Origin of the sequence: Halomonas pelophila, from assembly GCF_040196315.1 — a bacterium.
Lineage (GTDB): Bacteria > Pseudomonadota > Gammaproteobacteria > Pseudomonadales > Halomonadaceae > Halomonas > Halomonas pelophila.
The window spans coordinates 23256-48042 of sequence record NZ_JBEGCI010000003.1; the positions used below are offsets into that span (position 1 = coordinate 23256).

General features: G+C 66.0%; 19 protein-coding genes and 2 riboswitches. Of the genes, 8 read left to right on the top strand and 11 right to left on the bottom strand.

What is annotated here, in order from left to right:
* Nucleotides 1–19 precede the first annotated feature (19 nt).
* A complete protein-coding gene (locus tag ABE957_RS03570) occupies nucleotides 20–1462 on the top strand; it encodes an APC family permease (protein WP_349757314.1) in 1443 nt (480 codons plus the stop codon).
* A gap of 205 nt (nucleotides 1463–1667) precedes the next feature.
* On the opposite strand, the gene ABE957_RS03575 is transcribed toward ABE957_RS03570, so the two are convergent.
* The 4 genes from ABE957_RS03575 to ABE957_RS03590 all read right to left on the bottom strand — a co-directional run bounded on the left by ABE957_RS03575 (nucleotide 1668) and on the right by ABE957_RS03590 (nucleotide 5604).
* Nucleotides 1668–2426, bottom strand: coding sequence for an IclR family transcriptional regulator (locus ABE957_RS03575; RefSeq protein WP_349757315.1), 759 nt, complete (start codon nucleotides 2424–2426; stop codon nucleotides 1668–1670).
* An 87-nt stretch (nucleotides 2427–2513) separates the two neighbouring features.
* Nucleotides 2514–3791 carry a TRAP transporter large permease gene (locus ABE957_RS03580; protein ID WP_349757316.1) on the bottom strand — a complete coding sequence of 426 codons (1278 nt, stop codon included), beginning with the start codon at nucleotides 3789–3791 and terminating at the stop codon, nucleotides 2514–2516.
* An 11-nt stretch (nucleotides 3792–3802) separates the two neighbouring features.
* Complete coding sequence (locus tag ABE957_RS03585; RefSeq protein WP_349757317.1) at nucleotides 3803–4363, bottom strand: TRAP transporter small permease; 561 nt, start codon at nucleotides 4361–4363, stop codon at nucleotides 3803–3805.
* Between the two features lie 14 nt (nucleotides 4364–4377).
* Nucleotides 4378–5604 (bottom strand): TRAP transporter substrate-binding protein, encoded by a 1227-nt coding sequence (locus ABE957_RS03590; protein WP_349757318.1) that lies wholly within the window; start codon nucleotides 5602–5604, stop codon nucleotides 4378–4380.
* A gap of 225 nt (nucleotides 5605–5829) precedes the next feature.
* Between ABE957_RS03590 and ABE957_RS03595 the strand changes: the two genes are divergently transcribed.
* The 6 genes from ABE957_RS03595 (at nucleotide 5830) to ABE957_RS03620 (ending at nucleotide 12294) form a co-directional block, all read left to right on the top strand.
* Nucleotides 5830–7470, top strand: coding sequence for a GMC family oxidoreductase (locus tag ABE957_RS03595; protein ID WP_349757319.1), 1641 nt, complete (start codon nucleotides 5830–5832; stop codon nucleotides 7468–7470).
* 230 nt (nucleotides 7471–7700) lie between these two features.
* A complete protein-coding gene (locus ABE957_RS03600; protein WP_349757320.1) occupies nucleotides 7701–8771 on the top strand; it encodes a YeiH family protein in 1071 nt (356 codons plus the stop codon).
* Nucleotides 8772–9168: 397 nt separating this feature from the next.
* Nucleotides 9169–10053: an amino acid ABC transporter substrate-binding protein gene (locus ABE957_RS03605; RefSeq protein WP_349757321.1), complete on the top strand. Its 885-nt coding sequence runs from the start codon at nucleotides 9169–9171 to the stop codon at nucleotides 10051–10053.
* Between the two features lie 142 nt (nucleotides 10054–10195).
* Nucleotides 10196–10912, top strand: a complete 717-nt coding sequence (locus ABE957_RS03610; protein WP_349757322.1) for an amino acid ABC transporter permease — start codon at nucleotides 10196–10198, stop codon at nucleotides 10910–10912.
* The gene (locus ABE957_RS03615; protein WP_349757323.1) at nucleotides 10913–11569 is read left to right on the top strand and encodes an ABC transporter permease subunit; all 657 of its coding nucleotides are present in this window, start codon (nucleotides 10913–10915) and stop codon (nucleotides 11567–11569) included.
* Complete coding sequence (locus ABE957_RS03620) at nucleotides 11566–12294, top strand: amino acid ABC transporter ATP-binding protein (protein ID WP_349757324.1); 729 nt, start codon at nucleotides 11566–11568, stop codon at nucleotides 12292–12294. Before ABE957_RS03615 ends, ABE957_RS03620 begins: the two co-directional genes overlap by 4 nt.
* Before the next feature lie 258 nt (nucleotides 12295–12552).
* Here ABE957_RS03620 and pta read toward each other — a convergent pair whose 3' ends face one another.
* Both pta and ABE957_RS03630 read right to left on the bottom strand, forming a co-directional pair.
* Nucleotides 12553–14757 (bottom strand): phosphate acetyltransferase, encoded by a 2205-nt coding sequence (gene pta / locus ABE957_RS03625; RefSeq protein WP_349757325.1) that lies wholly within the window; start codon nucleotides 14755–14757, stop codon nucleotides 12553–12555.
* Nucleotides 14744–15949 carry an acetate/propionate family kinase gene (locus ABE957_RS03630; protein WP_349757326.1) on the bottom strand — a complete coding sequence of 402 codons (1206 nt, stop codon included), beginning with the start codon at nucleotides 15947–15949 and terminating at the stop codon, nucleotides 14744–14746. Before ABE957_RS03630 ends, pta begins: the two co-directional genes overlap by 14 nt.
* A 243-nt stretch (nucleotides 15950–16192) precedes the next feature.
* Between ABE957_RS03630 and ABE957_RS03635 the strand changes: the two genes are divergently transcribed.
* A complete protein-coding gene (locus ABE957_RS03635) occupies nucleotides 16193–16696 on the top strand; it encodes a porin family protein (RefSeq protein ID WP_349757327.1) in 504 nt (167 codons plus the stop codon).
* A gap of 120 nt (nucleotides 16697–16816) precedes the next feature.
* Here ABE957_RS03635 and thiC read toward each other — a convergent pair whose 3' ends face one another.
* From thiC to ABE957_RS03660, 5 genes are all read right to left on the bottom strand, one after another.
* The gene (gene thiC, locus ABE957_RS03640; RefSeq protein ID WP_349757328.1) at nucleotides 16817–18706 is read right to left on the bottom strand and encodes a phosphomethylpyrimidine synthase ThiC; all 1890 of its coding nucleotides are present in this window, start codon (nucleotides 18704–18706) and stop codon (nucleotides 16817–16819) included.
* An 80-nt stretch (nucleotides 18707–18786) separates the two neighbouring features.
* A riboswitch (TPP riboswitch) is annotated at nucleotides 18787–18898 on the bottom strand.
* Between the two features lie 86 nt (nucleotides 18899–18984).
* Complete coding sequence (tenA, locus tag ABE957_RS03645; protein WP_349757329.1) at nucleotides 18985–19653, bottom strand: thiaminase II; 669 nt, start codon at nucleotides 19651–19653, stop codon at nucleotides 18985–18987.
* 68 nt (nucleotides 19654–19721) lie between these two features.
* Nucleotides 19722–19843, bottom strand: a riboswitch (TPP riboswitch).
* Between the two features lie 160 nt (nucleotides 19844–20003).
* Nucleotides 20004–23378: a hypothetical protein gene (locus tag ABE957_RS03650; RefSeq protein ID WP_349757330.1), complete on the bottom strand. Its 3375-nt coding sequence runs from the start codon at nucleotides 23376–23378 to the stop codon at nucleotides 20004–20006.
* Nucleotides 23379–23439: 61 nt separating this feature from the next.
* Complete coding sequence (locus ABE957_RS03655; RefSeq protein ID WP_349757331.1) at nucleotides 23440–24369, bottom strand: lysophospholipid acyltransferase family protein; 930 nt, start codon at nucleotides 24367–24369, stop codon at nucleotides 23440–23442.
* Between the two features lie 3 nt (nucleotides 24370–24372).
* On the bottom strand, nucleotides 24373–24756 hold the full coding sequence (locus ABE957_RS03660) for a DUF4870 family protein (RefSeq protein WP_349757332.1): 384 nt from the start codon (nucleotides 24754–24756) through the stop codon (nucleotides 24373–24375).
* Nucleotides 24757–24787: the final 31 nt, after the last annotated feature.

Consider the following 24787-nt stretch of genomic DNA (forward strand, 5'->3'; position numbering starts at 1 on the left):
GGGACGACGGAGAAACGGAATGGAACAATCTAATCAGCTCAAAAAATGCCTCAAGCCACACTGGGTATGGGCAATCGCCTTCGGCTCCGCTATCGGCTGGGGTAGCTTCGTCTTGCCGGCGGACTGGATCGCCACGGCGGGACCGATGGGCGCCATTATTGGTCTGGCCATCGGTGCGCTGCTGATGATCGTGATCGGCGTCAGCTACGGATTTCTGATCAAGATATTTCCGGTGACGGGGGGAGGCTTCTCCTATGCCTACCTGGGTTTCGGGCGCCGACATGCCTTCTTCTGCGGCTGGTTTTTGACCCTGGGATACATCTCCATCGTGGCATTGAACGCTTCGGCGCTGGCGCTATTGGCGAAGTTCCTGGTGCCGGAGATCGCGACCTTCGGTGAGATGTACACCATCGCCGGTTGGGAGGTGTACTTCGGCGAGGTGGCCATCGCCAGCCTGGCGCTGATGCTCTTCGCCTGGATCAATATCCGCGGCGGCAGCTTCTCCGGCAAGAGCCAGTTCGTCTTCTGCATGCTGCTGGTCGCCGGCGCACTGCTGGTGGTAACCGGGATGCTGGTGTCGCCGTCCACTTCCTTCGACAATATGGTGCCGATGTTCCAGCCAGATAAGGCGACCTGGTCGGCGGTCTTCGCCATCGTGGCCATCGCCCCCTGGGCCTATGTGGGCTTCGATAGCGTGCCCCAGGCGGCGGAGGAGTTCGACTTTTCACCGGCCAAGGCCTTCACGTTAATCGTCCTGGCACTGGTCATGGCGGCCGTGCACTACTCGGTCCTGATCGTCGCCACCTCGATTGCCATGCCCTGGACCGAACTCGTGGCCGGCTCGCCGGTGTGGGGCACCGGTGAGGTGGTCCAGGGGGTGCTCGGTAACCTCGGGCTGGCGTTACTGGCGGTGGCGTTGCTGATGGGAATCGCGACCGGTCTCAACGGCTTCTACATCTCCACCAGCCGGCTGCTGTTCGCCCAGGGACGCGCGACCTTCCTGCCCGAGGTGTTCGCCCGCCTGCATCCCGTCCACGGCACGCCGTCCGTGGGCATCCTGTTCACCTGTGGCGTCTGCTTGCTGGCGCCCTGGTTCGGTCGTGAGGTGCTGCTGTGGATCGTCGACATGGCCGCTACCGGCGTGGCAATCGCCTACTTCTATTGCTGTGCCGTGGCCTACAAGTGCTTCAAGTGGTCGCCGGCTGGTGCGGGCGAGCATTACGAGGGCTGTGTCTCGCCCTTCAAGAAGGTGCTGTCGCTGCTGGGGGTGATGAGCAGCCTGTTCTTCCTGGCCCTGCTGCTGATTCCCGGCTCACCGGGTGCGCTTGGCCTGCCTTCCTGGATCGCCCTGATCGGCTGGGGATGCCTGGGTGTCGTGCTCTATGCCGCCCGCCGCTTCCATATCCATGGCATGCCCAAGCACCAGCTCGACCGCTTGATCCTGGCCGTCGGCGAGGGGTAAGGCAGCAAGCGTACCCACCGCTGCTGTGGGTACCGAGGCGGCAGCTCCGATACTGCACCAGGTGACGTGATGATCGCACAACCAGTTGGTTTTACAGGCTTTGTCTCGATTGAGCGCCGTGCCGGGGTGTACGGTCGAGTGAGAGAGAAAGACCTGTGGAATCAAGGGGCAAGCGAGGGCGCGAGCAACCTGGTGCCATATTCCTCTAAAGGGTCTCTTCCAGCTCCGAGGCGATCTGGCGCATCAGGGGAGCCCATTCCAGCAGCGACGCGATGGAGTGGCGAAGCCGCGGCGCATGGACGGCGAGCGTGGCCTGCATGTGACCCACCTGATCGAAGATCGGGACCGCTATCGCGACCATGCCCTGGATGAACTCCTCGTTATCGGTGCTCAGGTTATCCCGGGCGATCTGGACGAGGTGCTCCTCCAGGGTCGAGAGCGACGTGATGGTATAGGGCGTGTGGGCATCCAGCGTCAGGGTCGAGAGCAGGGCGCGGCGGCGGTGGGGCGGCATCAGGGCAAGAAACAGCTTGCCACTGGCCGTGCAGTGCAGGGGCAGGCGCGATCCCGGCGTCAGCTGGATGCGCACCGGCCAGTTGGTTTCCACCCGGTCGTAGTAGAGCAGTTGATGCCCATCGAGCAGCGACAGGTTGCAGGTTTCGCCGACCTCCCCGGCCAGGCGTTCCAGCAGCTGACGGCGCGGCGCCTTCAGGCTCTCATTGGCCAAGGTGCCCATGGCCATGCGATGCAGGCGCGGTCCGGGCAACAGGTGGCGGCCGTCGAGCTCCCGTGTGACCAGCTGCTGCTCCTCGAGCTGTTTCAGGAGGCGATGGATCGTCGGCTTGGGGATGTCGAGTCGCCTGTCGAGATCCGCGGCACTGATGCCATGCTCCGCGGTGGCGATCTCCTCGAGCAGGCTGATCGCACGAAGGAGGGTGGTGTTGGTGGAGGGGTCTTTGGACATGGACATTCCTTGCGGCGAGCATTCTGGCGGTAGCCGCCCCGATGATAACGCAGCAGGTCCGCGAGGACCTGCTGCGCATCGGTTGGGTCACAGATTGACCAGGAACATGGACAGGGGGGGGATCAGGGCGATCGCGAGCCAGGCGACGATGAGCGCAATGAAGTACGGGATCACGTAGCGTACCAGCCGGAGATAGGGAATGCCGGTGATGCTGCTGGCCACGTACAGGTTGAGGCCGAACGGCGGCGTGACGAAGCCGATGGCGGCCCCCACCAGGAAGATCACCGAGAAGTGGATGGGATCCACGCCAGCACTCTGGGCGATCGGCGCCAGGATCGGTGCCAGGATGATGGTCACCGGCAGGCTCTCCAGGATCATGCCGGCCAGCAGGATCATCACCATGCAGGCGCCCAGGATGGCGTAGTAGTTGCCAAGGTTATTCAAGAGCCCTTCCAGGATCTGGCCGGCACCGAGCACGGACAGCAGCTGCTGCATGACCACCGAGATGGCGATCAGTGGCGCCAGCATGCCGGCGATCTGTCCCGAGCGGAGCATGATGGCAGGTAGCTTGAAGATGCTGATTTCCCTGGTGATCAGGAGCCCCGCGATCAGCGTGAAACCGACAGTGATGGCGGCGGCCTCGGTCGGCGAGAACTTGCCGGAATAGATGCCGTAGAGCACCACGGCGATGGTGGCGAAGCCCAGATAGGCCTTGCGCGCGAAGACGGCACTTTCCTTGACCTTGAAGGGAATCAGGGTGCCCCAGCCGTGACGCCGTGCCACCAGGTGGCAGGCCACCATCATGCCCAGCACCATCATGGCACCGGGAATCATGCCGGCAATGAACAGGTCGCTGATCGACAGGTTCATCATGAAGCCGTAGACGATGAAGATGATGCTGGGCGGAATGATGATACCGACGGTGCCCCCGCATGCCGCAGTGGCCGCCGAGAATCGTTCATCGTAGCCATTCTTCTTCATCTCAGGGTGCATGATGGAGCCGATGGTCGCCGTGGTGCCGGCGTTGGAGCCCGAGATCGCCGCGAAGAGGCCGCAGGCACCCAGCGTCGACATGCCCATGCCGCCTCGCAGCCAGCCGAGCACCGAGTAGGCAAAGTCGGATAGCCGCTTGGCGATACCCGCCGCGTTGATCAGGTCACCCGTCAGGATGAACAGGGGCAGGGCCAACAGGCCGAAGAAACTCAGGCCCTGGAAGAGCGTCACGCCGATATTGGCCAGCGTGAAGTCGATGACCAGGCTTGTCCCGACCACCCATAACCCGATGACCAGGAAGATCGGGACGCCGAGCAGGAAGAAGAGCGTTACGCCTGTAGTGATCAGGCCAATAAGAAGACCGTCTGTCATGATTCGTCCTCCTAATCCATTATCGAGGGTTGGAGGTTGAAAGGCTCACGCAGGCGGAAGCGTTGCCAGTCAGCGAAGAGGTTCTGCAGCACGCGATAGATGATCAGTACCCAGGCGATCGGCGTGGCCAGGTAGAACCACCATTGCATGACGTTGTCCGTACCCGGCACGATCGCGAAGTTGTTATAGGCGAGCTGTACCTGATCGATGGTGAAATAGATCACCATGACCCCGAAGCCAATCCACAACACGGCATCGAGAACGAGGCACAGGAACTGTCCGGTGTAGGGGAGGCGCATGCGGATCTCGTTGAGCGAAAGATGCGTACGCTTCTTCACATTGAGCGAGGCGCCGAACCAGGTCAGCCAGAGAAACAGCAGCACGGGGATGCTGGTACTCCAGGGGGCCTGAAGGTTGAAGAAGAAGCGGCGAATGACCTCCACGAAGATGATGCCGGACATCCCGCTATATGCCAGAAGGATGATGCACTTCTCGAGGTTTTCATCCAGCCAGCGAAAAGGAACCAGCCACTTCGTGGCTGGTTGTGCGTCTTTGTCGTTGTAGTTTGTCATCATGAGCCTCCGGTTCAGCCTTTCCACCAGCGCTGAGGCTTCACATTGACCGCGGCGATGTCGCGCGGTATCTCGCGGGCGATACCGTGAATTTCCTTGTAGATGTCCACGCCACCTGCCCAGCCATTGAGGCGCTCACGCCATTGCTCCCAGGGCTTCGGGTTGAATTCCGGTGAGCACATCTGCTCGGCCTTGTCGCGTTCCGCGTCCGACAGGGGAGCGACCCGGACGTTGTTCTGGGCGAATACCGTATTCTCGGCCATGTGTTCGGTGGCTCCCACGATCTGGTAGCGACCGGCTTCGTTCATGCCCTGCGTGAAGATCTGCGCGCAATAGGCCGACTCCATGACCTGCTCCTGAAGCTCGCTGCCGAGGCTCTCGAACTTGGAGAGGTTCATGGCCGTATGCTCCGTGCCGGCAAAGAACCTCAGATCGACCGCCTGGGACACTACCGGCGCCATGCCCGCGTACGCCACCGCACTCATCCAGGTCTCGGCGCCATCCAGGAGCCCTTGGCGCAGGCCATCCAGCGTCTCTTCCCAGGCCACGGGGACCGGGTTGAGTCCCAGTTGCTCCATGGCGATGCGGCCGAGCTGTGTGCCGGTCACGCGGTTCTTGGTGCCCTGAAGTTCTTCCAGGCTGGTGACCAGCGGGGCGTCCTGCCACTTCAGGCCCAGCATGATCCCCCGCAGATCACAGTGCGTGAACAGGAACTGTAGGTTGTGACGCTGGCGAAGCGGCTCGCGCAGCAGCGTTTCACTACGCTTGTCATAGAAGAAGTGGAACATCGAGGCGACGCTCGGGAACATGTAAGCGAAGTCGAGGATGTTGAGGTAGGGTGCGCCCCCCGCGGAGTTCTGGGTCGAGGCCGAGAAGATATCGACGATGCCCTGTTGGGCCTTGCTGACGCAGTCGAGCTGGTTGCAGACCTCGTTGCTGCCCATGAACTCGACACGAATTGCGCCGTTGGTGCGCTCCTCGAGGTCGCGCGCGAAGAACAGCTGCCCCGACTTCTGGATATCCAGGTTGCGCTCGTTGAAGCCAGAAGCACCGAAGCGAAGCTGGAATTTCGGTTCGGTCTGGTAGCGACTCTTCTGTTCGTGTTCCGCGGCACGGGCCAGGCTGCTGGCGGTGAGGCCCGCTCCCAGCCCGGAGGCGGCGATCAAGGTAGAGGTCAGGCCGAACCGGCCCGAGATGTTCAGAAAATCCCGCCGAGACACGTTGTTGATCGGTGATTTCATGATCAGGGCTCCCGCATTGTGTTTGGACTTGTGATGGGGTGCTGAGTGGCGTTTGCCGCTCTCCTCGCGGGCTCTCTTTCTGGGCCCATTGAGGAGCGCAGGTTCAACCTAGGTCAGCCCTCAGAATCTTTCAAGGTTTTTGATACCAGAAATATCGTTATTGACAGTTTTGGTAGGTGCAACCAGAATTAATGAGACAAAAAGTATCATTATGGTGAATCTGCTATGAAATCAACAACTAATCAGCAAGACGCCTTTGATTACGTGGTGGTAGGGGCAGGCTCGGCGGGCTGCGTGCTCGCCAACCGGCTCAGCGAGGACCCCTCGGTGACGGTCCTCTTGCTCGAAGCGGGGGGAGCCGATTGGAACCCCTGGATCCACGTGCCCGTCGGCTACTTCAAGACCATGCACAACCCGTCGACGGATTGGTGCTACCTCACCGATGCGGACGCGGGCATCAACGGGCGCCGCCTGCAGTGGCCGCGGGGGAAGGTGCTGGGGGGCTCGAGCTCGCTCAATGGCCTGCTCTATATTCGCGGCCAGCGCGAGGACTACGACGACTGGGCCGCGGCCGGCAACGCGGGCTGGGACTACGAGACAGTCCTGCCGTACTTCAAGAAGTCCGAGTGCCAGGAGCGCGGAGAGGACGCCTATCACGGCGTGGACGGGCCGCTGAAGGTATCGGACCTGCGGCTGCGACGCGAAATCGCCCAGCGTTTCATCGAGGCGGCCAAGGCGGCGGGCATTCCCGAGAATCGCGACGTCAACGGCGCCACCCAGGAAGGCGTGGGCTACTTCCAGCAGACCTCCTACAAGGGCTTTCGCTGCTCGACCGCCAAGGCGTTTCTCCGGCCGGCGCAGAAGCGACCCAATCTCACCGTCATCAAACGAGCGCACTGCCAGCGTCTGCTGCTCGAGGGCAAGCGAGTCGTGGGGGTCGAGTATCGTCGCGGGGAGCAGCGGCAACAGGTCAGGGCCCGTCTCGAGGTGCTGCTCTCAAGCGGGGCCATCGGATCCCCGCAGATCCTTCAGTGTTCCGGCATCGGGGATCCCGAGCATCTCAAGGAGGTGGGCGTCGAGTGTCGTCACGCGCTTCCGGGGGTAGGGGAGAACCTGCAGGATCATCTGCAGGTCCGTCTGGTCTTCAAGACCCGCTGCCGAACGCTCAACGACGAGGTGCGCCATCCCCTGAAGAAGCTCGCGGTCGGCACCCAGTATGTGCTGACGCGAACCGGACCGCTGACGCTCGCCGCCAGTCAGGTGTGCGTGTTCACTCAGTCGCGAGAAGGCCTCGATCGTCCGGATATCCAGTTCCATATGCAGCCACTCTCCGCCGACAAGCCTGCCGAGGGGGTGCATCCCTTCTCTGCCTTTACGTCATCGGTCTGTCAGCTGCGACCGACGAGTCGCGGATCGATCCGCATTACCAGCCCCGATCCCGGCGTATATCCCTCGATCCAGCCCAACTACTTGAGCACCGATGAGGATTGCCGGGTCGCGGTGAATGCCATCAAGGTCGCGCGGCGGATCGCCGAACAGGCGCCGCTGGCCTCGGTCATCACCGAGGAGTATGTACCGGGTACGCAGTATCAGAGCGACGAGGAGCTCCTCGAAGCGGCTCGCCAATATAGCCAGACGATCTACCACCCGGCCGGTACCTGCAAGATGGGACACGACCCCATGGCGGTGGTGGATGACCAGCTGCGCGTGCATGGCCTGGAGGGCCTGCGCGTGGTGGATGCTTCGATCATGCCGGTGATCGTCTCCGGCAATACCAATGCCCCGACCATCATGATCGCCGAGAAGGCGGCCGACATGATCAAGGCGGCGCGGGCCGAGCAGACGCGAACCTCGACAGTGGCGTAAGCGTTGGCCTCAAGGGCGGCCGACAACTGGTCCTAACCTCGCTTGCCCCATCCCGTCACCATGATGGCCATATTCCGGCCGGCGAGGGGTTGCCGCTGCCGGAATCGGCGTCCCGTGAGGACGTCATCGGCACCCCTGCCGAGTGCCTGTGGCAAAAACATTCCAACAACGAAGGGCCGATTTCCGTCGCAGGATGCGACGATCGTTCCGTAGCTTATTGAGGTGGCGATATGACTCGTCGAGACGCCGACGCGGCAACCGATCCGTCGACCCTCCAGGCTGAGAAGCGGGTCCTGCCCCGTCGCCTGGAACCCCTCCAACGCGTGCTTCCCGGGCTGATGATCTGCGTCACCATCGCCCTGGCGACGACCTTCATCGCCGACCATTACGGCGGCCCCACGCTGCTCTACGCCCTGCTGTTCGGCATGACCCTGCATTTCCTTTCCGAGGAGGGGAAGTGCCTGGCCGGCGTCGAGTTCGCCGCCAAGAAGGTGCTGCGGATCGGCGTGGCGCTGCTCGGTGTGCGCATCACCATCGAGCAGGTCGCCGAGCTCGGCATCGGGCCGGTGCTGACCGTGGTCTGCGGGGTGATGCTGACCATCGCGCTCGGCGCCGTGCTGGCGCGCCTGCTGGGGCTGGACAAGGACATGGGCCTGCTGACGGGCGGCTCGGTAGCGATCTGCGGCGCCTCGGCGGCGCTGGCCCTGTCGGCGGTGATGCCGCGTCATGAGACCCACGAGCGCAACACCATCATGACGGTGGTGGGGGTGACCACGCTCTCCACCATGGCGATGGTGATCTATCCGCTGATCGTCGGGGTGCTGGGGCTTGGCGACACCGAGGCGGGCATCTTCCTCGGCGGTACCATCCACGACGTGGCCCAGGTGGTCGGCGCCGGCTACATGATCTCCGAGGGCACCGGCGACGTCTCCACCTTCGTCAAGCTGCTGCGGGTGGCGATGCTGGTGCCGGCGGTGATGGTCTTCATGTTCCTGTTCCGCCGCGAGCGGCGCCAGGAGGAGGGCACCAGCAAGGTACCGATGCTGCCGACCTTCCTGGTCGCCTTCGTGGCGCTGGTGCTGATCAACAGCCTGGGCTGGATTCCGCCGGTGGTCACCGAGGGCTTCACCGACCTGTCGCGCTGGTGCCTGGTCACGGCCATCGCCGCGCTGGGCATCAAGACCTCCTTCCAGAAGCTCGCCGTGGTTGGCTGGAGGCCGGTGGTGCTGATGGTGGCGGAGACCGTCTTCCTGCTGCTGCTGGTGCTGGCCTTCATCTACTTCGGCGTAGCGAGCATCTGACGACGCCCGAACGCGACAAGCCTCAGCGGGCGCCCCCCTCGAGCGATCGAGCGGGGCGCCCGCTGCATGTGGGGATAGGCTCGGCGCCACGGCATGCTGTCAAATTGTTGTTTCCTCGTCGGCAAAGCATTTTAGGTTTCGTCGTCGTTGCATAAACTCATGTATGGACATGCTGCCAACGATAATTCTCCGCTTTCGTTGAAACGAAGAGATTTTTATCGTCTATGTTATTTATTGATCAGACTTGAACATCTTGGCATGAGTCGCATTCGGGCATCTTGAACTAGGGTGGAGAAGACCGCCAATGACGGGAGATTGCTCGTAGTCGACCGGGCCCTCGGACAGAAATGGCAGAAAACCCAATAACAAACGACTGCATGCTCAACCGAGCAAGGGGATGGAAATGAAGATGAAACGTCTCGGAACATTGCTGACCGCCGCGGCAATAGGCCTTTCGACCATCGGCACCGCCAGCGCCCAGGAATTGGGGCCCACGCTCGGTAAGATCAAGGAGAGCGGAGTCATCACGATCGGCCACCGCGAGACCTCGGTTCCGTTCTCCTATATTGGCGAGGACCAGCAACTGGTCGGCTATACGATAGACATCTGCATGCAGATCGTGGACGAGATCAAGAGTGAGATCGGTGTCGACGAGCTGAACATCAAGTGGGTACCAGTGACGCCCCAGACCCGCATCCCGCTGATGGCCAACGGCACGCTCAACCTGGAGTGCGGCTCGACGACCAACAACCTGACCCGCCAGCAGCAGGTGGATTACGCCGCTATCACCTTTATCACCGGCACCCAGCTTCTGACCAAGAAGGGTAGCGGCATCGCCACGGTGGAAGACCTGGCAGGCAAGCCCATCGCGCTGGCCCAGGGTACTACCAACGAGCGGGTGGTCAAAGAAGCCATCGAGGAGCGCGGCATCGAGGACGTGAATATCGTCTCCGTGAGGGATCATGCTGAAGGCTTCCTGGCCTTGCAGACCGACCGCGTGGACGCCTATTCGACCGATGACATCCTGCTCTACGGCTTGATCGCGAAGGCAAGGAATCCCGAGGACTATGAAGTGGTGGGCGATTTCCTGTCCTACGATCCCTACGCCATCATGCTCCCGCAGAACGACAGCAAGTTCCGCCTGGTGGTCAACCGCAGGCTGGCCGAGCTGTTCCGCACCGGCGAGATAGAGAAGATCTACAGCAAGTGGTTCGGGCCCATGGGCGTGCCCATGTCCGACCTCCTGCGTGCCAACTTCAAGATCCACGCCCTGCCGAAGTAACAAATCCTTTGAACACTGCCTTTTGAGTGGTTTGTGCCGGATATGTGAACGGCTTTAAAGGTGGAACTAAGCGTTTGACGTCATGTTGTCGGGGTCGCTGTCGTGACCCCGGCCGCTGACGAAGCGCAAATAAGGAATACTAATGAACTACAACTGGAATTGGTCGGTCCTGTTCCAGGAACCCTACCTAGGCTGGCTGTTCTCCGGCTTGCAGTGGACCCTGCTGGTCGCGATCGCGGCCTGGGTCATTGCCTTCGTGTTGGGGTCAGCGATCGGCATCCTGCGTACGGTGCCCAACCGCCTGGTGCGGACCCTGGCGGCGGCCTACGTCGAGCTGTTCCGCAATATCCCGCTGCTGGTGCAGCTGTTCATCTGGTACTTCGTCGTGCCCGAGCTGCTGCCCGAAGACCTGGGCCTCTGGGTCAAGCGCGATATGCCCAATCCCGAATACGTGACGGCCGTTGTGGCACTGGGCACCTATACCGCGGCACGCGTGGCCGAGCAGGTCCGCTCCGGCATCCAGACCATCCGAAAGGACCTGGTGAACGCAGGGCTCGCCATCGGGCTCACCCCCCTTCAGACCTATCTGTACATCCGGCTGCCCATCTCCTACCGGATCATCGTGCCGCCCCTGACCTCCGAATTCCTGACCATCTTCAAGAATTCATCGCTGGCGCTGACCATTGGCGTGCTGGAATTGACCGCCCAGGCGCGGCAGATCGAGAACTATACCTTCCAGGGCTTCGAGGCGTTCACTGCCGCCACGGTGCTTTACCTGGTCATCACACTTCTGGTGGTGCTGCTGATGCGTCTGATTGATCAGAAGACGCGTATCCCGGGCTCGGTGGGGGCAAACTAGATGGGTGATTTTGATTTCCAGGTCATTATTGAATCGCTTCCGTTCCTGTTTGACGGCCTGCTCATCAGCTTCCAGCTGACCTTGCTGGCCCTGCTGGCAGGACTCGCCTGGGGTACTATCCTGGCGGTGATGCGAATCTGGGGACCGGCGCCACTACGCTGGTTCAGCGCCATCTACGTCAACGTCTTCCGGTCGATCCCGCTTATCCTGGTCATCTTCTGGTTCTATTTCCTGGTGCCCCTGCTGATAGGCCGCCCGGTGGGCAACTTTACCAGCGCGCTGATCGCTTTCTCGCTGTTCGAGGCGGCATATTATGCCGAGATCATGCGTGCCGGGCTCAATTCGGTCTCGCGTGGACAGGTCTATGCCGGCCTGGCCATCGGGCTGTCGCCGCGCCAGAACCTCCAGTACGTGATCCTCCCCCAGGCGTTCCGAAACATGATCCCGGTCCTGCTGACCCAGGCGATCATCCTCTTCCAGGACACCTCCCTGGTCTACGTCGTGGCCCTGAGCGATTTCATGACCTCGGCCAGCACGGTGGCCAAAGTGGAGGGGCGTCTGGCAGAGATGTACCTCTTCGCGGCGCTGGTGTATTTCGTCATCTGCTTCTCCGGCTCCATGCTGGTCAAGCACCTGCAGAAAAAGAAGGTCGCATGATAAAAATCGACAACATCGACAAGTGGTACGATGACTTCCACGTCCTGAAGAGCTGTTCGCTCGAGGTCGAACGTGGCGAGGTGATCGTCATCTGCGGTCCGTCCGGCTCGGGGAAGAGCACTCTTATCAAGTGCGTCAACGCGCTCGAGCCGGTCGACAGCGGACACATCGTGGTCGAAGAGACCGACGTGACCGCCAAGGGCACCAAGCTGCCCTTGGTGCGAGCGCGTATCGGCATGGTGTTCCAGCATTTCGAGCTGTTCCCGCACAAGACGGTGATCGAGAACCTGATGATGGGCCAGATCAAGGTGCTGAACCGCTCGCGCGATGAGGCGCGAAAAAAGGCGGAGAGCCTGCTGGAGCGCGTCGGTCTGTCCGATCAGGCGGACAAGTATCCCTCTGCCTTGTCCGGCGGACAGCAGCAGCGGGTGGCGATCGCCAGGGCCCTGGCCATGGACCCCATCGCCATGTGTTTTGACGAGCCGACCTCGGCGCTCGATCCCGAGATGATCAGCGAGGTGCTGGACGTCATGGTCGAGCTGGCCAGGGAAGGCATGACGATGATGGTGGTCACCCACGAAATGGGCTTTGCCCGCAAGGTGGCGCGCCGGGTGGTCTTCATGGACCAGGGGGAGGTGAAGGAGGTCGCTACGACCGAAACCTTCTTCAATAATCCCGAAACCGATCGTGCCAAGGAGTTCCTGTCGAAGATCCTGGCGCACTAGGCGGTGTGCGGGATATCGCATTGACCCGTGTCGCCTATGCCTCGGCTGCCGAGGTGATCCGCCTCGAGGTCAATCGGATTCACCCTGGGAGAGCGTGTTACGGGATCCCACTGGCCTGGGTCCCTTGAGTCCTCAGGCGCCGATACCTCGGACGATAAAGCCAGCTGCGGGCGCCCCCCTCGAGCGATCGAGCGGGGCGCCCGCAGCATTGAGGGGGGTGAATCAACGGTCAGGGCGGCGGACAAGAGCGCTGCGGCGTCAGGATTCCCCGGCGGCCTGGATGGCGGTCAGGGCGATGGTATAGACGATATCGTCGACCAGCGCTCCTCGAGAGAGGTCGTTCACCGGCTTATTGAGCCCCTGCAGCATGGGGCCGACGCTGACCACCCCGGCGCTTCTCTGCACGGCCTTGTAGGTGGTGTTGCCGGTGTTGAGGTCGGGGAACACGAAGACCGTGGCCCGCCCCGCCACCGGCGAGTCGGGCGCCTTCTGGCGGCCCACGCTCTCGATGGCCGCGGCGTCGTACTGCAGCGGCCCGTCGATGCAGAGCGACGGCTCGCGCTCCCGGGCGATGCGCGTGGCCTCACGCACCTTCTCGACGTCGGCCCCGCTGCCGGAGGCCCCGGTGGAGTAGCTGATCATCGCCACCCGCGGCTCGATGCCGAAGGCCTCGGCGGAGCGGGCGCTCTGGATGGCGATCTCGGCCAGGGTCTCGGCGTCCGGGTCGGGGATCACTGCGCAGTCGCCGTAGACCACCACCTGCTCGGGCAGCAGCATGAAGAAGATCGACGACACCTGGCGATAGCCGGGGGCCGTCTTGATCAGCTGGAAGGCGGGGCGCACGGTGTTGGCGGTGGTGTGGATCGCCCCCGAGACCAAGCCGTCCACCTTGCCTTCGGCGAGCATCATGGTGCCGAGCACCACGCTGTCCTGGAGCTGGTCCGCGGCGGTCAGGGCGTTGAGCTTGCCGGGGCGGCGCCTGACCATCGGCTTGACGTAGGAGAGTCGCAGCGAGGCCGGGTCGAGGATCTCGAGCTCCTCGGGCAGCTCGAGGCCGCGGCTCCGGGCCACCGCCTCGACCTCCTCGCGCCGGGCCAGCAGCACGCAGCGGGCGATGCCGCGCCGCTGGCAGATCACCGCGGCCTCCACGGTGCGCGGCTCGCTGCCCTCGGGCAGCACGATGCGCCGGCTCGCCTGCTGGGCCAGCCGGACCAGCCGATGGCGGAAGGCCGCGGGGGAGAGCCGGCTCGGGTAGCCGAGGCTGAGGTTCTCCTTGAGCCAGCGAAGGTCGAGGTGATCGGCCACGAAGCGGGTCACCTGCTCGGCGCGCTCGGGGTCGTCGATGGGGATGTCGTTGGCCATGCGATCGAGCTGCTGGGCCGTCGCGAAGCTGTCGGAGTCCACGGCCAGCACCGGCAGGCCGCTCGCCAGCGCCGGGCGGCAGAACTCGATCATCGCCTCGTCCGGCAGTTCGCCGTGAGTCAGCAGCAGGCCCGCTAGCGGCACCCCGTTCATGGCCGCCAGCGACGCGGCGAGCAGGATGTCGTCGCGATCCCCCGGGGTGACCAGCAGCCGCCCGGCGCGGAACACGTGCAGGGCATGGGAGGCGCTGCGGGCGCACAGGCTGGTGCCCAGCACGCGGCGACGGTCGGCCTCGCCCTGATGCAGGATACGCGCCTCCAGGGCCCGGGCGACGTCCAGCACCCGGGGGGCGGAGAGGCTGGCGTGCCAGGGGACCGCGCCGATCAGGTGGAAACGGTCGTCGTCCAGCGCCGGCAGGTGGCGGCGCAGGCTGGCGAGCTGCGGGTCGTCGAGCCCGGTGGTGAGTGCGGGCGCCGCCAGCGGCGCGGTGGCCTCGTCGTCGTCGGGCAGCGGGCGCAGGCGCATCAGGATGCAGCCGAGGGTGCGCGGGGAGTCGACGCCCTCGAAGGGCTGGGCGTGCAGGTCCAGGCGCTCGGCCAGGTCGCGCGGGTCGCTCAGGTCGCCGTCGGCCACCAGGATGACCCGCGCATTGAGCGCGTGGGCCAGCGCCTCGTTGAGCCGGCTCGCATAGCTGCTGTGCGGGCTGGGGGCGAGCCCCTCGATCACCACGAGCTCCGGGGCGTCGCCCGCCTCCGGCAGGGCGACCCGAGCATGTCGCTCCACGGCTTCTTCCATCAGCTCGTCGGCGCGCTCCTCGCGCAGCAGGCGCTCGAGCCGCGCCTGGGGCAGCGGCGCGGGCGGGTCGAGGCCCAGGGTGCTGGCAGCCAGGGCGCAGGAGCGATCGGGCCCCTGGCCGTTGATCTCATCCTGGCGGAACGGCTTCATGAAGCCGGCCTTGAGCCCGAGGGTGTCCAGGGCGCGGAGCAGGCCCAGGCAGGCGGAGGTCAGGCCGACGCCGCTGTCGGTGGGCACCAGCAGCAGGTTGCGGGGATCGGAACGGCGTTCACTAGGCCGGTCATTCGGGCGGTCAGTTTGTGTCATGGAGGGTGGACTCTTCCTGGAGCAGCTGGCGGGTTTCCTCGGCGATGCGCCCCTCCTCGTCGGTGGGGATGACCCACAGCTGGGGCGTGCGGTCGTCCTCGGCGAGATCGATGCGGCCCTCTCGACCGCCCAGGGTATCGGCATTGGCCACGGCGTCCAGGCGCAGGCCGAAGTGGCGCAGCTGCTCGACCACCCGGGCGCGCACCTCGCTGTCGTTCTCGCCGATGCCGCCGGTGAAGACGATGCCATCAAGGCGCGGCAGGGCGCAGGTGAGTCCCGCCAGCGACTTGGCCAGGCGATAGCAGAATACCTCGATGGCAAGCTCGGCGCCCGCGTGGTGCTCGGCGGCGGCCTGGTGCAGGCGGCGCATGTCGTTGGAGAGCCCGGAGAGGCCCAGCAGCCCGCTCTCCTTGTTGAGCAGGGTGTCGATGCGCTCGAGCGACCAGCCCAGCTGGTGGGCCAGGTGAGTGTGCAGGCCGGGGTCCACGTCGCCGCTGCGGGTGCCCATCACCATGCCCTCCAGCGGCGTCAGGCCCATGCTGGTGTCGACGCTCGCCCCCTGCCACACCGCACAGGTGGAGCAGCCGTTGCCCAGGTGGGCGATGAGCCAGCCGCCGTGGCGGCGCTCGCTCAGGGCAGCGACCCGCGCGCTCACGTAGGCATGGCTGCTGCCATGGAAGCCGTAGCGTCGAATGCCATGACGGCGGTAGAGCGTGTCCGGCAGGGCGTAGCGGTAGGCCCGCGGGGGCAGGGTCTGATGGAAGGCGGTATCGAAGACAGCCACCTGGGGCAGGTCGGGGAACAGCGCCTGGGTGGCTTTGAGCCCCTCGAGGTTGGCCGGGTTGTGCAGCGGCGCCATGGCCACGGTGGCCTCGATGGCGCGCTTCACGGCGGCATCGAGACGGGCGGCGCGGGTGAAGCGCTCGCCGCCGTGGACGACGCGATGGCCCACCGCCACGGGATGTTGCCCCTCGAGGCCCTCGAGGATCGCCGCCATGGCCTCGGCATGGCCGGCCCCGTGCAGCGGCCGCGAGAAGGCGCGTCCTTCGCTGTCCACGCCCTTGAGGCGCGCGTCTTCGCTGCCCAGGCGCTCGGCCAGGCCGGAGAGGCGGGGCTCGCCGGGCGAGGCGGGCACCAGGGCATACTTGATCGACGAAGAGCCGCAGTTGATGACCAGTACCGGGTCGTTCATGGCACATCCTTCTGTGTCGAGGGGCGCGGGGCGTGCGATCGCCTATGAGCGGACGGGCACGGCGCCTGATTCTCGCGAAATTAACACGTTACGAGGCGAGAAACCGTGACATGGATCGAGGGATGGCGACCCGGGCGCCTTGTGCTTTCCTGCTGCTCGCCGTCCCGAGCATTGCACCTTGGTCGAAGGTGTACCAGAATGAAGGCGTGTATGAAAACAGTGTTTTCTAACTGGAGAGCTGCCATGAAGACCTTCACGATCTCTGCCGTATCCGCCGCCCTGCTGTTGGCCGGCACTAGCGCCTTGGCTCAGGGCAGCCCGATGAACTACGACCCGAGCCCCTACCTCGGCGGCGACGTCCTGTTCTGGGAGCTGGATCCGGACCGCGGCCCCAAAGCCGACAGCACCGGCCTGCGCCTGCGCGGCGGCGTGGCCTTCAACGACTACTTCGCCCTGGAGGGTCACCTCGGCGGCGGCGGCTCCGACGGCCCCGTCGAGCTGGACTACCTGGCCGGCGCCTATGCCAAGGGTATCCTGCCCATCACCCCGGACTTCCGCCTCTACGGCCTGGCCGGCTTTACCGAGGTGGACTTCGACCTCGACGAGGAGACCGGCTTCTCCTGGGGCGGCGGCGCCGCGTTCGACGTGGCACCGAACCTCGCCCTCGGCGCCGACTACGTCCGCTACCTGGACGAATCGAACTACACCTTCGATGCCGCGAGCGTGGGGATGACGTACCGCTTCTAAACGCCCGGCGCGCGTTCGCCGCGCCATGAAAAAACGCCCCCGCCGGACAACCGGCGGGGGCGTTTGATTAAGTGAAGGGAGCCCGCGGCCGTCAGGGACAGCGACGGCCGCGGCGTCGCCTCAGACCTCCTTGTAGAGCTCGGCGCCCTCCTGGCGGAACTTCTCGGCCTGCTCCTCCATGCCCTTCATCACCGCCGCCTGGTCGCCGTCGAGTCCCTTCTCCTTGGCGTAGTCGCGGACCTCCTGGCTGATCTTCATCGAGCAGAACTTGGGCCCGCACATGGAGCAGAAGTGCGCCACCTTGGCGGAGTCCTTGGGCAGGGTCTCGTCGTGGTATTCCCGGGCGGTGTCCGGGTCGAGGCCCAGGTTGAACTGGTCCTCCCAGCGGAACTCGAAGCGCGCCTTGGAGAGCGCATTGTCGCGGCGCTGGGCGGCCGGGTGCCCCTTGGCCAGATCGGCGGCGTGGGCGGCGATCTTGTAGGTGATGATGCCGGTCTTGACGTCATCCTTGTTGGGCAGGCCCAGGTGCTCCTTGGGCGTCACATAGCAGAGCATGGCGCAGCCGTACCAGCCGATCATCGCCGCGCCGATGCCGGAGGTGATGTGGTCATAGCCCGGAGCGATGTCGGTGGTCAGCGGCCCCAAAGTGTAGAAGGGCGCCTCGTCGCACTCCTCGAGCTGCTTGTCCATGTTCTCCTTGATCAGGTGCATGGGCACGTGGCCCGGCCCCTCGATCATCACCTGGACGTCGTGCTGCCAGGCGATGCGGGTCAGCTCGCCCAGGGTCTCGAGCTCGGCGAACTGCGCCTCGTCGTTGGCGTCGGCCACCGAGCCCGGGCGCAGGCCGTCGCCCAGCGAGAAGGCCACGTCGTAGCGCTTGCAGATCTCGCAGATCTCCTCGAAGTGGGTGTAGAGGAAGCTCTCCCGGTGATGGAAGAGGCACCACTTGGCCATGATCGACCCGCCCCGGGAGACGATGCCGGTGACCCGCTTGGCGGTCAGCGGCACGTAGCGCAAGAGCACCCCGGCGTGGATGGTGAAGTAGTCCACGCCCTGCTCGGCCTGCTCGATCAGGGTGTCGCGGAACACCTCCCAGGTGAGGTCCTCGGCCACACCGTTGACCTTCTCCAGTGCCTGGTAGATCGGCACGGTACCGATCGGCACCGGGGCGTTACGGATGATCCACTCGCGGGTCTCGTGGATGTTCTGCCCGGTGGAGAGGTCCATGATGGTATCCGAGCCCCAGCGGATGCCCCAGGTCATCTTGTCGACCTCGTCCTCGATGGAGGAGGTGACCGCCGAGTTGCCGAGGTTGCCGTTGATCTTCACCAGGAAGTTGCGGCCGATGATCATCGGCTCGGACTCCGGGTGATTGATGTTGCAGGGGATGATCGCCCGGCCGGCGGCCACCTCGTCGCGTACGAACTCCGGGGTGATCTCCTCGGGAAGGCGGGCGCCGAAGCCCTGGCCGGCGTGCTGGTGGCCGAGGATGCGCTCGACCTCCTCGCTGCCGAGCGCCTGGCGGCGCTGGTTCTCGCGAATGGCGATGAACTCCATCTCCGGGGTGATGATGCCCTGGCGGGCGTAGTGGAGCTGGGTGACGTTCTTCCCTTCCTTGGCGCGACGGGGCGTGCGGGTCAGGTCGAAGCGCAGGTTGGCGAGCATCGGGTCGTTGGCCCGGCGCCGGCCGTACTCGGAGGTCGGGCCGTCGAGGCGCTCGGTGTCGCCGCGCTCCTCGATCCAGGCGCGGCGCAGCTCGGGAAGGCCCTGGCGCAGGTCGATCTCGGCCTCGGGGTCGGTGTAGGGGCCGGAGGTGTCATAGACCAGCAACGGCGGGTTGGCCTCGTCCTCCCCGGAGGTCCTGGTCGGCGAGAGACTGATCTCGCGGAACGGGACCCGAATGTCGGGGCGCGAGCCCTCGACGTAGATCTTGCGCGAGCCGGGTAGCGGCTGGATGGCGGCCTCGTCGACGCGGGCGCTCTCGGCGAGGAAATGGGCGGTCTTGCTCATTGGTGTTCTCCCTTGGATTGTCGGGGTCTTGTTCAGGGAGGACACAGGCGGGAAGGACAGGGGCCGGGCGTCAGGGGGCACGCGGCCTGTCGCTTGATCCCTACGCTGGTCCTAGCCAGTTCAGGTTCAACGGGATCCATGCTGGCAAGCGCATGGTCTCAGCCGTCATCAACGGCGCCCCGTCAAGCGTTGGTGGTCGGGCAATCTCGCGATTCCCCTTCTATCCCGTGGGTGGGCGGCCTGACCAGAACCAGCCCGGGACGTCAGGTAGGGCCAGCTCAGAGGCGCTGATCTAGCCCCATCTGCCAGAAGTCGATCTCGAGCCGGGTGGCGTCGCGGAACACCGCGGTGAGCTCGGCGAAGCGCGCCGGCGTCACCTCCGCCAGCCGGGCGTCGAGCCAGGCGCGCTCGTCCGCCATGGCCTGCTGGAAGGCCTCGCTCTCGTACATGGCGATCCAGGCGTCATAGGGGTTCGCCTCGCCGCGCACCGTGGTGGCGCGGCCATTGAGCCACTGGGCGATCTCGCCGTAGCCGACCAGGCAGGGGGCGAGGGCCACGTGCAGGTCGAGCAGGTCGCCGCGATGGCCGGTGTCCAGCACGTAGCGCGTGTAGGCAAGCGTAGCGCGGGCCTCCGGCAGGCGCGCCAGGTCCTGCTCGGAGATGCCCCAGCCGCGGCAGTAGTCCACGTGCAGCCCCAGCTCCACGTCGAGGATGGTCTTGAGGCCCTCGAAGGCGTGGCGCAGCTCGCTGAGGTCGCGGCTCTTGTAGGCGGCCAGGGCGTAGGCCCGGGCGAAGTGGATCAGGAACAGGTAGTCCTGCTGGAGGTAGTGGCGAAAGGCGCCTTCCTCGAGAGTGGCATCGCCGAGCCGGCGCACGAAGTCGTGCTCGATATAGGCGCCCCAGTCGTCCTGGCAGGCCGCGGTAAGGTCGTCGAATCGGTAGCCCATCGTGTCTCCGGTCAGGGGGCGATCCGGAAGCGGGGCGGGAGAGGGTGACCGGAGAAGGTGCCGCGAGGCAGGGGTCACCGCTTGATTCCTACGCCGGTACTAGCCGGATCAGGTTCCACGGGACCAGCGCTCGGTGTCTTCACACCCCGCGCCATCTCAGCCGGCTCTACCGGCACCCCGTCAAGCGAAGCGCTTACTCTAGCATCCTGTCGTCGTCTTGCCACCCTCTGCGGGGATTCCGGTGTCGTCCACTACCGGGGCTTTCGGCACCGGTTCTCCGGCGACAGGGCCGGACGGCGTGGTGCCGTGAATCACTGCACCGGCATCTTGCCGGGTAGCGCCGCGGCGCGTCATTCCGGCTCGGCGTCCAGCAGCTCGAACCACTCCGTGCGCTCGGGAAGGGTCAGCTCGCTGGCGGGCCGGCCGCTGGCATACCAGTCGCGGACGTTGCGCAGCTGCCATCGACGGCGTTCGCCGTCCAGCTCGATGCCCAGCCGAAAGGGCCCGTAGCGGGCGAGGGCGCGGCCCGCCAGCTGGGCGTCGCGCAGGGCGATGTTGGCCAGCAGCTCCAGGCGACTGCCACCCCGCACGGCGAGGTCCTCCAGGCGCAGGGTGTCGTCGTCGAACATCACGCGCACCTCGCCGCGCACCTCGCCAAGGGTCAGCCGGTCGCGCAGCCAGCCTCTCTCCCGGGCCGAGTCGACGAACAGGTTGACCAGCAGGCCGCTGTCGCGCATGGCCAGGTCGAGCCGGGCGTCGAGCGCCAGCGGTGCCACCCAGCGCATCTCTCCCTCGGGGACCTCGAGGCGCGCCCACCAGCCGCGGGTCAGGGCGCCGGCGGCGTTCTCCAGGCGCATGTCGCTCAGGCTCAGCGTGGAGCCTGCGACGTCGAAGCGCAGCGTCTCCAGGTCGCCCTCGGAGAGGCGAGCCTCCAGCGCCAGGGTGCCCTCCAGGACCTGCTCATCGAAGGCGAGGCGGGCGTCGGAGGCGGTGAGCGAGAGGCTGCCCTCGGCCGACAGGCCCTCGAGTCGCAGCTGGGTGGCCATCGTCGCCTGGCCCGACAGGAAGGCGATGCCGGCATCCTTGGGCAGGTAGTCATTGAAGGCGGCGAGGTCCGGTACCGCCACATCGGGCATGTCGATGCGCGTGCTGAGTGCCTCCAGGCCCTCGCTCGGGTCGAAGCTCCGCGCCCGGCTCTGGATCTCCAGCAGGCGGCCGTCGATCAGCGCGTCGCCTCCCTCCTGGCGGCGCAGGCCGAAGCGGGGCAGGGAGAGGTGCAGCTGCGCGCCGGGGTCGCTGGCCTCCAGCACCAGCGAGCCGTCGCCGAAGGCCTCGTAGTGCAGGAAGCGCACGGCAAGTCGGTCGGAGTTAACGCGAAGCTGGCTCTCGAGCATCACCTCGCCGCTTTCCAGGCCGAGGTCGAGGGACAGGCGTCCGCCCCCCTGGACGGCCAGGCCATGCTCGTCAGGCAGGAAGGCATTGAGGAAGCCGAGCCGGTCGAGCTGGCCATCCAACCGCAGGGTGCCGGCCAGAGGGCGGCGTGGCGCCTCCCGGCCGGGCCAGTCGAAGCCGCCCTCGAGGCTCGCCCTGGGCAGCACCAGCAGGGTATGAAGCGGTTCCCCGCTTCGCGACGAGGCGGTCAGTTCCAGCCGGCTGCCAGACAGGTCGATCCGCTGGCGGTCGGGGAGGATCTCGCGAAGCTCCAGGGTCACGTCCAGTTCGCCCTGGAACTCATGCTCCAGCAGGCGGCCGCTGATCGCCTCGCCTGCCAGGGTGATGCGGCCTCGGCCTCGGTTGCCTTCCAGCACGATGCGCCCGCGGCTGTCGGCCCATCCGGCCGCCAGCCTCAGCGGCGCGGCCTCCGGCAGGTAGGCGTTGAGCACCGCTACATCGGGAAGGCGTGCGCCGTCCCACTCCACCGTCAGGGAGCGGGAGCCCGGGAGGTCCGGTCCTGCACTCGCCGTGCCGGTGAGGGAGAGCCGCTCGGCCTGGAAGAGCCGACGGCCATCGGCGAGGCGGGTGAGGTCCACCTCATTGAAGACGAGCGTGACGTCGGCCTGTGGCTGGGGATCATCGGGGCGCAGGGCGAGGTGCGCCCGACCCTCGCCGCGCGCCTGGACACCGAGGAAGCGCGCCCCGAGCGCCTCGGAGCGCACCTCCAGCTGGCTGCCCTCCAGCGGCTGCCCATCACGGATGCGCAGGGTCCCGGCGAGCCGGCCGCCGCCTTCCAGGGCCAGTCCGCCGCCGAATCGCTCGGCGAGGAAGGGGGTGAGCATGCCGAGACGGGCCACCCGACCATGCAGTTCCACCTCCGCCGACCAGGGGGTGGCGCCGCCGAGCAGGGGGGCGTCATCCAGCGCTCGCCAGGCCAGCGGTGACTGGAACCGGGCCGTGGGCAGTCGCAGCTCGGTGGTCAGCGGCTGCGCCTCGCCCGGGGCGGCGGCGTCGAGGTCGAGTCGCGTGCCGGAGATATCCACCCTGCCGCGCTCGACGTCGAGCTCGGCAATCGGCAGGTGCAGGCCGAGTCGTCCCCTCACCGCCTGCTCGCCGAGGCGCAGGGCCAGGGCCTCGCCGGACAGGTCGAACCCTCCGCTCAGGTGCTCGCCGTCGTAGTTAAGCTCGCCCTGCAGTCGTGCCACGCCGCCTTCCAGGGTCAATGGCACCCCGGCCGGGAGGTAGCGGTCGAGGGCGGCAATGTCGCCCACCTCGGTGTCGTGCCAGCGCAGCCGGGCCCGGACATGACGCGCCTCGAGACCCTGGTCGGATGGCACCTGAAGGCGCAGGGCGGGCGCGGTGAGGTCGAGCCGGAAGCCGTCGCCGCGCAGCAGGGGCAAAGGCGAGTGGGGAGCGTCGACATCGACCATCTCGATGCCCTCGAGGTCGACAGCGAGGTGGGTGCGCTCCTGCATCTCGGCCACCACCGACCCGGCGCCCTCGATGCGGTAGCGCGCCCCCTTCTCCAGCCAATGGCTCTCGTCGAGACGCACGCTGAGCTGCGGGGAGTCGAGGCGCAGGCGGCTGCCTGGCCGTATCTCGCCATCCTCGATCATGACCTCGCCGCGCAGGTCGCCGCGGCCACCGATCTCCAGCCAGCCCAGCGAGGCGAGGTAGGGGTTGAAGACGGTGTAGGCATCGCTGCGCCCGGCCAGGGCGACGGTGCCCGAGACGGCGCGTCCCGCCTCGGCGCCGGTGGCTTCGGCCAACGTCAGCGGGGCGAGGGTCAGGTCGGCCTCCAGGGTGACGCCTTCCACCAGTGGTGTGTCGTCTTGCAGCACGGCGCCGTCTTTCAGGGTCAGCCGTACCTCCCTCGCGGCCAGCATGCCGGCGTTCCAGTGAAGGCCCGCCAGATGCAGGCTGCCGCTCCCCCGCAGGCGGTACCCATCCAGGATGACGTGGCGGATGCCCTCGGCATCGAGGCGGCGAAGACGGAACTCGCGCCCGAGCAGCGGGGCCAGGGAGACCTCCAGCGTGGCGGTCTCCGCCTCCAACTCGACATGGTGCTCGGCGGCCGTGCCGGCAAGCTGGAGCTGCGTCACCCGCAGGTGGCCGGGAAAGGCCGTCCAGGCCTGCTCCCAGCTCAGCGTGATGTTCGCCGTGCGGTCGAGCTGGCGGCGCCCCCAGTCGCTGTTGAGCAGGGTGTTGGCGGTGACGAAATAGAGAAGATAGAGCGCCGCCAGGAAGAGGGCGAGCCAGGCCAGTGTCCTGAGCGGCGTGGAGCGAATCATGGAAGGCGCTGGCGTGCTTGATGCATGGGATCACCTTCGCGTCGAATGGCAACGGCCGGAATCAGTAGAGCCGGAAGCGCTTCCAGTCGGGCCTGCCCTCGGCCTCCTCGGGGGTCTTGCGATAGCGCTTGTACTCCCACTGGTACTGGGCTGGATCCAGGGCGATGGTCGACTCCACGCAGGCGTTGACCCCGGTGGCCGAGACGACCTCGTCGGGATCGTAGACCCGCTCGTCGGCGGCCAGGAAGTGCAGGGCATAGCCCCGGCCGGGCAGGCGCAGGGCCACACCGGTGACCACCCGCGCCTCGGTGCGGGCGACCAGCTTGGGCAGCAGAGTGGCGGTGTAGGCGGGTCGGCCGAAGAAGGGCGCGAAGACGCCGCTGCCCCAGCTGGGCTCCTGGTCGGGCAGGATGCCCACGGCCTCGCAGCGCTTGAGCGCCTTGAGCAGGGCGGCCACGCCCCGAGGGTTGGTCGGCACCAGGCTGGCGCCACGCCGTTCCCGGCCCTGGCGGATGATCGGGTCCAGCGGGGCGAGCTTGGGGGGTTCGTACATGGCGGTGAAGGGAAAGTGGCCGGAGAGCCAGAAGTTCAGCACCTCCCAGTTGCCGAAGTGGGGGGCCAGCACGATGACGCCGCGGCCCTCGGCCCGGGCGCCGTCGAGCAGCTCCCGGCCGTGGACCTCGACGATCGACGCCTCGACCCGCTCGGGGTCGCCCATCCAGGCGAAGCCGAGCTCCAGCATGGTGGCGGTGGAGTGGGTCAGGCTCTGTCGGGCCAGTCGCCGGCGCTCGGCGTCGCTGCGGGAGGGGTAGGCCTCGGCCAGATTGACGCGGGTGACCCGGCGCTCGCGGGAGCTGAAACACCCGACCAGCGGGCCGATCCCCCGGGCCAGCCGCCATAGGGTCGTCAGGCGGCGATTCGCGAGGCCGCGCCACAGGGTGGCGATGGCGCGTGCCTGGCCGGCCGGCAGGCGAGAGTCACCGTCACTCATGGCTCACACCCACCAGGTGTCGACGTTGTCCGGCGCGCGCCGCTCGTTCAGCGCCTTGAGCCCCTTCACGCAGCGGATCACCAGCCACACGACGGCGGCCAGCCAGGTCAGGAAGCCGATCAGTACCAGGGTGAGCAGGCCGGAGATGCCGAAGTAGAGCAGGGCCAGCCAGAAGGTACGGATCTGATAGCGGTAGTGCTCGTCGAGCCACCCGGGCCCGTTGCCGCGGTAGACGTAGGCGATCACCACGCCCACCAGCGAGGTCAGCCCGCCGGTGACCATGCCCGCCAGGTGCAGCACGTAGACCACGATGGGAATGGTCGTGTCGGGGGCGCCGTCCTGTTCGGCGACGGCCCGGTCGTCATCTCGATGCAGGTTGTCGTTCATGGCTCGTCCCTGATGGTCGCTTGGCTGGCGC